Here is an 11,139-nt window from a genome sequence, read left to right as displayed (position 1 = left end):
GGTACAGTAAGAGAGATTACTTTTCTACCAATTGGAGGCAGATTACATGGAAAAAACTTTTCTAATGGTAAAACCGGACGGCGTCCAGCGCGGACTGATCGGAGAGATCGTCAAGAGACTGGAGCAGAAAGGCTTCCAGCTGGTAGCCGCTAAACTGATGCTGATGACAAGAGAGCAGGCGGAAGAGCATTATGCCGAACATAAAGGCAAAGACTTCTTCGAACCGCTCGTTGAGTTTATTACTTCCGGTCCCGTATTTGCCATGGTCTGGCAGGGCGAGCAGGTGATTGCGCTTTCCCGCATTTTGAACGGCAAAACGAACGTGCTGGAAGCGGCTCCCGGAACGATCCGCGGCGACTTCGCCTTACATACGAGATTAAACCTGATTCACGGCTCGGATTCACCGGAGAGCGCGGAGCGCGAGATCAACCATTTCTTCAAGCCGGAAGAAATTTTGGATTACAAGCGCGACGTATCCCGCTGGCTGTAAATCGGACATAACTTAGGGAAAAAGATATGGGCATTTTTGCCTATATCTTTTTCTTTTTTGCAGGAGAATCCGCCCGGGATAGGGAATATCAACACCTGGACAAATACATCAGAGGTGGGATACAACTTGGAAAACGACGATTTTCCGTTATTTATCCGCAAAATCAAAGAGTTCACATCGATAGATCTCGCACTATACAAAGAAGCTCAGATGAAAAGGCGCCTCACGACGCTGCGGATCAAAAAAGGCTACAACTCCTTCTCGGCCTATTTCGAGGCCATGTCGAAGGATAAAGAACTCTTCTACGAATTTCTGGACCGGATGACCATTAATGTCTCCGAATTTTGGCGCAACCCGAACCGCTGGGAAGTGATGGAACAGAAATTTTTGCCGGAACTGAGAACCGCAAGCCGTAACTTGAAGGTGTGGAGCGCGGCCTGCTCGACAGGCGAGGAGCCGTACACGCTGGCGATGATTTTGTCCCACATGGGCGCTTTGCGTGACGCCTCCATTCTTGCGACCGATATTGACGAAGGAGCGCTGGAAAAGGCGCGGCGCGGCATATATGTGGAAAGATCGCTTAAAGACGTTCCGCCCCACTACGTGAAAACGTATTTCAAGCAGGAACAGCTCGGCTTCCACGTCTCCGACGAACTCAAGAAAGCGGTGAAATTCCAGAAACAGAATTTGCTGGAGGACCGTTTCGACAGCGGCTTCGATCTGATTGTGTGCCGCAACGTGATCATTTATTTTACGGAAGAAGCGAAGCACCGGCTGTACCAGAAATTTTCCAAAGCGTTAAAACCGGGCGGCATTTTGTTCGTCGGCTCCACCGAGCAGATCTTTTCTCCGGCCCAGTACGACCTCGAACCAGCGGATACCTTTTTTTACCGGAAAAAGGGGTAGGATGTATAACTTTTCCTTTTGAAACCGATACTTGGAGTACTGTCTTTCAAGGAGGACTCAAATGGATAAACGTAAAGTTATTTCCGCTTATCGCCGGGGCTTTATCACCATGCAGGAATGCGCACAGATTCTAGGCATAGATTCCGTGCAGATTCTCGGGATGATGAACGACCCGAAGATGGCCGATCCGTCCGGTCCCTGGCAGAAGCAATCCGCCGGAGGCTGACGATCGGAAATCGGGGTATAGCGGAAACCGGATAAAACACGCTTTGGTGCCACGGGTACGCAGGGCGTGTTTTTTGTGCGCGCGGTTGTCAAACGCATAGGGGTATACTATAATGATAGAAAAACTTAGGCACTTGAAAGCGCTAAAGTGTTTGTCGGTACCGTAGTTGTACGGATTAGAAGGGAGCAAGAGTAGTGAGATACTTAACGGCGGGGGAAACGCATGGTCCGCAGCTGACTGCGATCATTGAAGGATTTCCGAGTAATGTAACGATTGATTTTGAAGCGATGAATTTCCAATTACATAGAAGGCAGAAAGGCCACGGACGCGGACGCCGGATGCAGATCGAGAAAGATACCGCAAGCATTGTCGGCGGCGTGCGTCACGGCAGAACGACGGGTGCGCCGATTGCCCTGGTGGTCGAGAATAACGACTGGAAGCACTGGACTTCCATTATGAATATAGAAGAGCAGCCGGATACGGATGAAGGAAAGCGCCGGGTTAACCGGCCGCGTCCGGGGCATGCTGATCTCAACGGCGGGTTGAAATACAACCAGCGCGACCTCCGCAACATCCTGGAACGCTCCAGCGCCAGAGAGACGACGATGCGCGTCGCTTGCGGCGCCGTCGCGAGACAGCTGCTGGAAGCGTTCGGCATCAAGCTGGCGAGCCACGTGGTGCGCATCGGCGAAGTGGAGGCGAAATCTCCGCAGCTGCCGATCGACGAGCTCATCGCGATTACGGAGCAGTCTCCCGTGCGAGTGACGGACCCCGAAGCGGAAGCGGCGATGATCGCGGCTATCGACGCGGCGAAGGCCGACGGAGATACGCTTGGCGGCATCGTGGAAGTCATCGTGGAAGGCGCTCCGGTCGGACTGGGCAGCCACGTGCAGTGGGACCGCAAGCTGGACGGCCGGATCGCTCAGGCGGTTCTGTCTATCCAGGCGTTCAAAGGCTGCGAAATCGGAATCGGATTCGAAGCGGCCAAGCTGCGCGGCTCCAGCGTGCACGACGAGATTCAGTATGATCCCGAGAAGGGCTTCCGCCGGGCGAGCAACCGCGCAGGCGGTTTCGAAGGCGGTATGACGACCGGCGAGCCGATTGTCGTAAGAGGCGTCATGAAGCCGATCTCGACTCTATACAAACCGCTGCAAAGCGTGGATATCGATACGAAAGAAGCGTTTACGGCTCAAGTGGAACGCTCCGATACGTGTGCCGTGCCGGCTGCCGGCGTCATCATGGAGAACGTGGTGGCCTGGGAAGTCGCGCAGGCGTTTATGGAGAAATTCGGCGGGGATTCTCTTGAAGAGATCCGCCGCAACTATGAAAATTATTTGAAGCAAGTGGAGACCTACTAAGATGATGGAGCTGAAAGTTGATCTCGGCGAGCGCTCGTATCCGATCTACTTGGGAGAAGGGCTGCTTAAGGACTGTGCCGCTTATTTCGATAAACATGCCATCAGCAAACGCGCCCCGCTTCTGGTCGTGACGGATGAGTCGGTCGCGCGCCATCATCTTCAGCCCGTCATGGACAGCCTGACAGCCGGCGGATATAAGGCTTCATCTTTTATCGTGCCTTCGGGCGAGGGCTCGAAATCTCTGCAGATGCTGGAGAAAATCGTCACCGCCGCTCTGGAAGCCGGGCTGGACCGCAAGTCCGCCATTGTCGCCCTGGGCGGAGGCGTCGTCGGAGACCTCGCCGGTTTCGCCGCGGCAAGCTTTATGAGGGGCATCGCCTTTGTTCAAATGCCTACCACTATTCTGGCTCATGACAGCAGTGTCGGGGGCAAGGTTGCGGTCAATCATCCTTTGGCGAAGAACATTATCGGGGCTTTTCATCAGCCGGAGATGGTGCTGTACGACGTAACGACTTTACAAACCCTTCCGAAGCGGGATATTTCCGCGGGATTCTCGGAAATGATCAAGCACGGCCTGATCTGGGACGCCGGATTTGTGACGTGGCTGGAAGACAACCGGGAGAAGCTGCTGTCCCTGGACCCGGAAGCTCTGCAGTACGGCCTCTATCAGGGCTGCAAAGTTAAAGCTCTGGTCGTGTCGCAGGACGAGCGCGAGAACGGCCTCCGGGCGATCTTGAACCTCGGCCATACGATCGGCCACGCTTTGGAGGCGGTCGCGGGCTATAACGAGCTGCTGCACGGCGAAGCCATCTCCATCGGGATGGTCGGTTCGGCGCGGCTTGCCATGAAACTCGGATACTCCGAAGATATCTACACGGTCACCAAACGCATCCTGGAAAGCTTCGGCTTGCCCATCCGTCTGCCGGAGCAGTATGATACGGCCCGGATTATGAGCGCATTGATGCACGACAAGAAGTTCAAGGAAGGCACCATGACGTTCATTATTCCTACGGCTGTCGGGCAGGTGGAAATCCGCAGCGATGTCCGCCGGGAATGGGTGGAAGAAGTCGTGGAACAACTAAAGCGGGAGGCATAACCATGTTCGTTAGAGGAATCCGCGGCGCAACAACCGTGGAAAGCAACGAAGAAGGACAGATTCTGGCGGCTACGCTGGAGCTTTTGGAAAAGATTGTCCACGAGAACGACGTGAAACCCGATGAAATTTCCTCGGTGTTTATTACGGTTACCAAGGAGCTTACCGCGACGTTCCCCGCAAGAGCGATCCGTCAGATGCCGGGCTGGGACCTCGTCCCGCTTATGTGCTCCATCGAAATCGATGTAGACAACAGTCTTCCGAAATGTATCCGGCTTATGGTGCTGGCCAATACGGCGAAACGCCAGGATGAAATGAAGCACGTTTATTTAAAAGGCGCGCAGGTGCTGCGTCCGGACATTGTGAAATTGACAAATCCCTAATCCGGGTAGTATAGTCATTATAGATGAGTAGAGCTTAGACGAGATCAGTTGAGAAGAGTAGAGTTGAGCGAAGACAGCGCATATCGATCGTTAGCATTTCGCATGAGTTGCGAAAGGACGATAACAGTCGTTCCATCCCTTAGCGTAAGCAGAGGGTTTCTGCAGCCTTATTGTGCAGAGCGGAACTATAGGCTTATAGCCGGTTTCTTTAATGAACCCATAAGGCTATATGACGATGCGCCTTGAATTTTCTGCACTCTTACCAATCAAATGAACTCAACCAAACCTCTACGGATGCGTAGAGGTTTTTTTATTTTTTCAAATGCTGCCCGTAGAAAGGGGAAAACAAGAATGAATACCGAGCTTCAAGAAGTGATCCGCCTGGGAAAAGAATACAATCTGATACCGATTGTACGCTGCCTGCTGGCGGATACGGAGACACCGATCCGAGTATTTCAGCATGTTGCCGACGAGAAACGCGCATTCCTGCTTGAAAGCGTAGAGGGCGGCATTAAGTGGGCCCGGTATTCGTTCATCGGCACAGACCCGTTTCTCATTATCCGGGCACGCGACGGCAAGACTCATCTGGAGACGCAGGGAAGAATAATCACGACGGAAGAAAAGCCGCTTCAGGCTTTGAAAAGCCAGCTTGCGTTATTCCGGAGCCCTTCGATCGAGGGACTGCCCAGATTCACGGGGGGAGCGGTCGGGTTTTTCGGCTACGATCTTCTCCAGTACTATGAGAATCTTCCCAAACACCGCGTCGATGATATTCAGATGGACGATATCCAGTTTATGTTTTGCGATCAGGTTATCGCCTTCGATCACTTTAAACAGCAGATGAACGTGATCGCCAATGTCCACATTCCCGAAGGAGCAAGCGAGGAAACGATAGCGGAAGCTTACCGCCAAACCTGTCTGAAGCTGGACGCGACGATACAAAAGCTCAAAAAACCGCTCCCGACCGGCATGATGACGCACAGCGAAGTGGAAACCCCGACGGATCTGGACGGCTTCCGTTCCAACCTGAGCAAAGAGAAATACATCTCTAACGTGAAGGCGGCCCAGGAATATATAAAAGCGGGAGATATTTTTCAGGTTGTGCTTTCCCAGCGTTTCGAGACGGATACGGATGTCTCTCCGCTGCAGGTGTACCGGGTACTCCGGACATTGAATCCTTCTCCTTACATGTACTATTTGAAAATGGACGACGAAGTCATCGTAGGGACCTCTCCCGAAATGCTGGTGCGCGTGGAGGATGAGAGAGTGGATACCCGGGCGATTGCGGGCACGCGCCCGAGAGGCAAATCCCCCGAACAGGACCTTGAGCTTGAGCAGGACCTGCTTGCGGACCAGAAAGAGCTCGCGGAGCATCTGATGCTCGTGGATCTTGTGCGCAACGATGTGGGCCGGGTTGCCGAGTACGGCACGGTCGCCTGCGACAGCTTTATGCAGATCGAGCGCTACTCGCACGTGATGCATATCGTCTCGAACGTATCGGGGACGATGAACAAAGAGAAGGACTTCTTCGATGCCTTCATATCCTGTCTGCCGGCTGGGACGGTCTCCGGTGCGCCGAAGCTGAGAGCGATGGAGATCATCGCCGAGCTGGAGAACGAAAGAAGGGGCACATACGCCGGAGCGATCGGCTATCTTGGCTTCTCGGGGAATATGGATTCGGCCATTACGATCCGGACCATTGTTTTCAAAAACGGCAAGGCGTACATTCAGGCCGGAGCGGGCATTGTCTACGATTCCGATCCGGAGAAGGAATACGAAGAGACGGTGAACAAGGCGCGGGGTATGATGACGGCGATCCGTACTGCGGAAGCGATGTTCAAGCGGGCGGCGGATAATCCGAACCTCGACTACTATGTCCACGTTCCGGCCCTTTAAGAGGGAAGGAAAGGCATAGCCCGCCAGGAGGCGGAACGATAAGGCGGAACGGACTCAACATTGAACGGCAGGATAAAATCCATATCGAAGAAGGAGGACGGTCAAATGGCGGCGAATGGTACCATTCAGCGGGCGATTTCGACACTCATTGGAGGCGGGAACTTGTCCCGTGATGAAGCGAGGGAGGTCATGCTGTCGGTCATGGACGGGGAGGCAACGCCTGCCCAAATCGGCAGTGTAATGACGGCGATGAGAATCAAGGGAGAAACAATCGAAGAGGTGACGGGCTTTGCCGAAGCGATGAGGCTTAAAGCGACCTCGGTGCGGACCATCCAGGACAATTTGCTGGATACGTGCGGAACGGGGGGAGACGGTGCCGGAACGTTCAACATTTCGACCGCCTCCGCCATCGTGGCGGCAGCCGGAGGCATCCGCGTCGCCAAGCATGGAAACCGTGCGATGTCCAGCAGCAGCGGCAGCGCGGATGTGCTGGAAGCGCTAGGGGTTAACATCGAGCTGGACGGCGATCAGGCGGCGCAGTGCCTCGATCAGATCGGCATCTGCTTCATGTACGCCCAGCGGTATCACCAGTCGATGAAGCACGCTGCGGGTCCCCGCCGTGAACTGGGGGTACGGACGGTGTTTAACCTGCTCGGCCCGCTGACCAACCCGGCCGGCGCCGACCGCCAGGTGCTCGGAGTGTTCGAGCGCGGCAAAACGGAGCTCGTGGCCGAAGTGCTGGGAGCGCTCGGCCTTAAGCGGGCCGTCGTGGTATCGAGCCACGACGGGTTGGATGAAATCAGCATCTCCGCGCCTACTCAGGTGACGGAGCTGAAAAACGGAGCGGTGAACACGTACTCCGTCACGCCGGACGATCTCGGCTTGCAAACGTACTCCCTGCAGGAAATCCAGGGAGGTAACGCGGCGGAGAATGCGGAGATCATCCGCACGATTTTCACCGGAGCCAAAGGCGCGCACCGCGAAATCGTGCTTGCCAATGCGGGCGCCTGCTTCTACGTGACCGGAATTGCCGGCACGCTGCAGGAAGGCGTCAAGGTGGCGGCAGATGTCATCGACAGCGGCAAAGCCATGGAGAAATTACAGCAATTAGCCCACTATACAGGAGATCTGAGCTATGTTTCTTGAAAAAATCGTAACGACCAAGCGCAGAGAAGTTGAAGAGCTTCGCGGGAGGGTAAGCTCTTCCGAGCTGGAGCGCCGTATCTCCGCCCTTCAGGCATGCAGGGGGTTCGAGAATGCCCTGCGTGACGGAAGAAAGCGGCCGACGGGACTTATCGCGGAAGTGAAGAAAGCTTCGCCTTCCAAGGGACTTATCCGTGCCGATTTCGATCCCGTCAAGCTTGCTTCGGCCTACGCCGAAGCCGGGGCCGACTGCATTTCGGTGCTTACGGATACCGATTATTTCCAAGGCGCCAACGAATACTTGAGCGCCGTCCGCGAAGCGGTTAACGTGCCGCTTCTGCGCAAAGATTTTACGATCGATCCGCTTCAGGTTCTGGAAGCGAGAGTGATCGGCGCGGATGCGGTCCTGCTCATTGCCGCCATCCTGAAGCCTTCCGAGCTGAAGGAGCTTAAACAGCTTGCGCAGGATGTGGGGCTGGATGTTCTCGTGGAGGTTCATGACCGCCGGGAGCTGGAGACGGTCCTGGAACAGGACGCGACTCTGGTCGGCATCAACAACAGGAACCTGAAAACATTCGTGACCGATATCAATACGACGGAAGAACTGGCGGCCATCGTACCGGACGACCGCATTCTGGTCAGCGAAAGCGGGATATCATCCCGGAGCGATCTGGATTTCGTCCGCAAAGCCGGTGCGGGAGCCGTGCTGATCGGTGAGCATTTTATGAGGCAGCCGGACGTCGGCCAAGCCGTCCGTGACTTGATGGGCGAACTCAGCAGAACCCCGAATGCTTAATGCAAGAGGCGGGCTGTAGAGGAAGCATCATCGTCAGCGAGTGGAGTAATGGCGGCAAAACAAGCTTTTTGACTGCCGGGGAGTGAAGAAAATGGGGTCGGTTACCAGAAGGCCGGACGTAAAAATTTGTGGACTTCAAAGCGTTGAAGTGTTAAAATCAATCGTACATTTCCCGATTAGCCAGATCGGGTTTGTTTTTGCACCCAGCAGAAGACGAATCACACCGGAACGAGCTTCCGAGATGATTGCGTACCTGCATGAACGTGCCCGGCAGGGCCACCGTGTTCCGAAGACGGTCGGGGTGTTCGTCAATCCCACCCGTGATGAGCTGGCGGAAGTTCTGTCCGTTGCCAAACTGGATATTATCCAGTTTCACGGGGAAGAATCGCCTGACACCTGCAGAAGCATCAAGGAACAATTCGGTGTGGAACTTTGGAAAGTATCCTCGATTAAAAGCGAAGAGCCTCCTGTCAACGAGAGCTCTTTTTCGGATATAAAGTACGGGGTTGACGGCTGGATTCAGCGGCTGGACCCTTATCGCGATGCGGTGGATGCCGTGTTGATCGATACGTTCGATCCCGTCTACGGCGGAGGATCGGGACGAACCTTCTCGTGGGAGTGCATACCCGCCGCCCGTAAGTGGGCACAGTCAGCGGGCATTCCCCTCATTGTAGCGGGCGGATTGAACCCCGACAATGTCGGCGGTCTCATTGAACGTTATGAAATCGACGGAGTTGACGTTTCGAGCGGAGTCGAGACGGATGGTGTTAAAGATATTGCCAAGATTGCAGCTTTTGTGGAAAGGGTGACAGGATAATGGCAGCAGTAGTACCAGATGAACATGGAAGATTCGGACGTTTCGGGGGGAAATATGTACCTGAAACTTTAATGAACGCTTTGATCGAGCTGGAAGAAGCTTACCGTCAATACTCACAGGATCCCGAATTTATTAAAGAGGTTGAAACGCTGCTGCATGATTATTCCGGCAGACCGACGCGGCTTTATCACGCGCAGAGACTGACCGAGAAGCTTGGCGGCGCTAAAATTTATTTAAAGCGTGAAGATCTTAACCATACGGGCGCGCACAAAATCAACAACACGATCGGCCAGGCGCTTCTGGCCAAGCGGATGGGGAAGAATAAGGTCATCGCCGAAACCGGAGCGGGACAGCATGGCGTCGCTACGGCTACCGTTGCGGCACTGCTTGGCCTGGAATGCAAGGTGTTCATGGGCGAAGAAGATATGAAACGCCAGCAGTTGAACGTATTCCGCATGCGTCTGCTCGGAACGGAAGTGGTACCGGTGCTCTCCGGCAGCCGTACGCTCAAGGACGCGTGCAACGAAACGCTCCGCTACTGGGTCAGCAACGTGCACGATACGTATTATATCCTCGGATCCGTAACCGGCCCGCATCCGTACCCGATGATCGTCCGCGATTTCCAGCGTGTGATCGGAGACGAGACGCGTTCGCAGATTTTGGAGCTCGAAGGAAGACTGCCGGATACGGTTATCGCTTGTGTCGGCGGAGGCAGCAACGCGATGGGGATGTTCTATCCGTTCGTCGGCGATGAAAGCGTGCGTCTTATCGCTACGGAAGCGGCCGGACGAGGCGTGGATACCGAAGAGCATGCGGCCACGATGGCGAAGGGAAGCCCGGGCGTGTTCCAGGGATCTCTCAGTTACGTGCTTCAAGACGAGTTCGGACAAGTGATTCCGGCCCATTCCATTTCGGCGGGCCTCGATTATCCCGGCGTAGGTCCCGAGCACGCTTACCTGAAAGACTTGAAACGTGCCGAATACGTGCCGATCACCGACGCGGAGGCGCTTGAAGCTCTCCAGCTGCTCTGCAAGACGGAAGGCATTATTCCGGCTTTGGAAAGCGCGCATGCGGTGGCACAGGCGATAAAAACGGCTCCGACTATGTCCCCTGACGAGCTTCTTGTCATCTGTTTGTCGGGCCGGGGAGATAAAGACGTGGAAGCTATCATGGGCTATCTCGGAGGTGCTGATCATGAATCGAATTGACCGTAAATTTGCGGAGCTAAAGTCTGCCGGCAAGAACGCCTTGATTCCTTTTATTACGGTAGGAGATCCTACAGCGGACGTTACCTTGGACATTATCCGTGAACTGGAGAAATCCGGTGCGGATCTGTTGGAGCTCGGCGTTCCGTACTCGGACCCGCTCGCGGACGGCCCCGTTATTCAGGAGTCTTCCGGACGTGCCCTTAAAAGCGGGATTACGGTGCTCAAAGTCATCGAAATCGCCAAACAGGCGCGCAGCGGGGGCTCCGAGCTGCCCATGATCTTGTTTACTTACTACAACCCGCTTCTCCGCATCGGGCTGGAGCGCGTTTTTGAACTCATGAAGGAAAGTGATATAAGCGGCGTTATTATTCCGGACCTGCCGATGGAGGAGGACGCTGAAGCCAAGCAGCTGGCGGAACGGCACGGCATTCACCTGATTCCGCTCATTGCGCCGACTTCCAACGAGCGTGTGCAAAAAATCGTCAGCCGGGCTTCGGGCTTCGTCTACTGCGTATCCTCCATGGGTGTGACCGGCGTGCGCTCCGAATTTCATGCCGGTTTAGACGATTTCCTCGCTTCGGTAAAAGCGGCCACGGATTTGCCGATCGCTATCGGCTTCGGCATTTCGAACCGCGAGCAGGTGGAACGTTTTGAAAAAACGTGCGACGCGGTCGTTGTGGGCAGCGCTATTGTCCGTCGCATCGGCGAGCAGGAGCACCGCCTTCTGGACCCAAGCACAAAACAAGAGGCGCTGGGGCAAATCGGTGAATTTGTGAGAGACTTGAAAGGCGCCTCATTCCAGACGCAAAGCTAACGAGCAAAG

General features: G+C 54.8%; 12 protein-coding genes. All 12 read left to right on the top strand.

Annotated elements, in window-relative coordinates; translation table 11 throughout:
• The first annotated feature begins 46 nt into the window (after positions 1 to 46).
• The 12 genes from ndk (at position 47) to trpA (ending at position 11,130) form a co-directional block, all read left to right on the top strand.
• Complete coding sequence (ndk, locus tag C4S74_RS09620) at positions 47 to 490, top strand: nucleoside-diphosphate kinase (RefSeq protein ID WP_009671982.1); 444 nt, start codon at positions 47 to 49, stop codon at positions 488 to 490.
• A 126-nt stretch (positions 491 to 616) separates the two neighbouring features.
• Positions 617 to 1,396 carry a protein-glutamate O-methyltransferase CheR gene (locus tag C4S74_RS09615; RefSeq protein WP_103995114.1) on the top strand — a complete coding sequence of 260 codons (780 nt, stop codon included), beginning with the start codon at positions 617 to 619 and terminating at the stop codon, positions 1,394 to 1,396.
• Positions 1,397 to 1,457: 61 nt separating this feature from the next.
• Positions 1,458 to 1,622, top strand: a complete 165-nt coding sequence (locus C4S74_RS26490; RefSeq protein WP_181024370.1) for a hypothetical protein — start codon at positions 1,458 to 1,460, stop codon at positions 1,620 to 1,622.
• A gap of 194 nt (positions 1,623 to 1,816) precedes the next feature.
• Positions 1,817 to 2,980 carry a chorismate synthase gene (aroC, locus tag C4S74_RS09610; RefSeq protein ID WP_103995113.1) on the top strand — a complete coding sequence of 388 codons (1,164 nt, stop codon included), beginning with the start codon at positions 1,817 to 1,819 and terminating at the stop codon, positions 2,978 to 2,980.
• 1 nt (position 2,981) lies between these two features.
• Entirely contained in the window at positions 2,982 to 4,076 is a 1,095-nt protein-coding gene (aroB, locus tag C4S74_RS09605; RefSeq protein ID WP_103995112.1) for a 3-dehydroquinate synthase, read from the top strand.
• A gap of 2 nt (positions 4,077 to 4,078) precedes the next feature.
• Positions 4,079 to 4,456 carry a chorismate mutase gene (gene aroH, locus C4S74_RS09600; protein WP_103995111.1) on the top strand — a complete coding sequence of 126 codons (378 nt, stop codon included), beginning with the start codon at positions 4,079 to 4,081 and terminating at the stop codon, positions 4,454 to 4,456.
• Positions 4,457 to 4,807: 351 nt separating this feature from the next.
• A complete protein-coding gene (gene trpE, locus C4S74_RS09595; RefSeq protein WP_103995110.1) occupies positions 4,808 to 6,352 on the top strand; it encodes an anthranilate synthase component I in 1,545 nt (514 codons plus the stop codon).
• Between the two features lie 105 nt (positions 6,353 to 6,457).
• Positions 6,458 to 7,498, top strand: coding sequence for an anthranilate phosphoribosyltransferase (gene trpD, locus C4S74_RS09590; protein ID WP_103995109.1), 1,041 nt, complete (start codon positions 6,458 to 6,460; stop codon positions 7,496 to 7,498).
• Positions 7,488 to 8,291 carry an indole-3-glycerol phosphate synthase TrpC gene (gene trpC, locus C4S74_RS09585; RefSeq protein ID WP_103995108.1) on the top strand — a complete coding sequence of 268 codons (804 nt, stop codon included), beginning with the start codon at positions 7,488 to 7,490 and terminating at the stop codon, positions 8,289 to 8,291. Before trpD ends, trpC begins: the two co-directional genes overlap by 11 nt.
• A 91-nt stretch (positions 8,292 to 8,382) precedes the next feature.
• Positions 8,383 to 9,108, top strand: coding sequence for a phosphoribosylanthranilate isomerase (locus C4S74_RS09580; protein WP_103995107.1), 726 nt, complete (start codon positions 8,383 to 8,385; stop codon positions 9,106 to 9,108).
• Complete coding sequence (trpB, locus tag C4S74_RS09575; RefSeq protein ID WP_103995106.1) at positions 9,108 to 10,316, top strand: tryptophan synthase subunit beta; 1,209 nt, start codon at positions 9,108 to 9,110, stop codon at positions 10,314 to 10,316. The genes C4S74_RS09580 and trpB overlap by 1 nt, the downstream gene beginning before the upstream one ends.
• Positions 10,303 to 11,130, top strand: coding sequence for a tryptophan synthase subunit alpha (gene trpA, locus C4S74_RS09570; protein WP_103995105.1), 828 nt, complete (start codon positions 10,303 to 10,305; stop codon positions 11,128 to 11,130). Before trpB ends, trpA begins: the two co-directional genes overlap by 14 nt.
• Positions 11,131 to 11,139: the final 9 nt, after the last annotated feature.

Source organism: Paenibacillus sp. UNC499MF (assembly GCF_900107975.1).
Lineage (GTDB): Bacteria > Bacillota > Bacilli > Paenibacillales > NBRC-103111 > Paenibacillus_F.
Note: the sequence above shows the minus strand (reverse complement) of the source record. Positions and strands in the feature narration are given on the sequence as shown.

Bases quoted from the DNA above. Each gene is read 5' to 3' on its own strand.
- trpB (WP_103995106.1), top strand. From the start codon at position 9,108: ATGGCAGCAGTAGTACCAGATGAACATGGAAGATTCGGACGTTTCGGG.
- trpA (WP_103995105.1), top strand. From the start codon at position 10,303: ATGAATCGAATTGACCGTAAATTTGCGGAGCTAAAGTCTGCCGGCAAG.
- trpD (WP_103995109.1), top strand. From the start codon at position 6,458: ATGGCGGCGAATGGTACCATTCAGCGGGCGATTTCGACACTCATTGGA.
- trpC (WP_103995108.1), top strand. From the start codon at position 7,488: ATGTTTCTTGAAAAAATCGTAACGACCAAGCGCAGAGAAGTTGAAGAG.
- ndk (WP_009671982.1), top strand. From the start codon at position 47: ATGGAAAAAACTTTTCTAATGGTAAAACCGGACGGCGTCCAGCGCGGA.
- trpE (WP_103995110.1), top strand. From the start codon at position 4,808: ATGAATACCGAGCTTCAAGAAGTGATCCGCCTGGGAAAAGAATACAAT.
- C4S74_RS26490 (WP_181024370.1), top strand. From the start codon at position 1,458: ATGGATAAACGTAAAGTTATTTCCGCTTATCGCCGGGGCTTTATCACC.
- aroH (WP_103995111.1), top strand. From the start codon at position 4,079: ATGTTCGTTAGAGGAATCCGCGGCGCAACAACCGTGGAAAGCAACGAA.
- aroB (WP_103995112.1), top strand. From the start codon at position 2,982: ATGATGGAGCTGAAAGTTGATCTCGGCGAGCGCTCGTATCCGATCTAC.
- C4S74_RS09580 (WP_103995107.1), top strand. From the start codon at position 8,383: ATGGGGTCGGTTACCAGAAGGCCGGACGTAAAAATTTGTGGACTTCAA.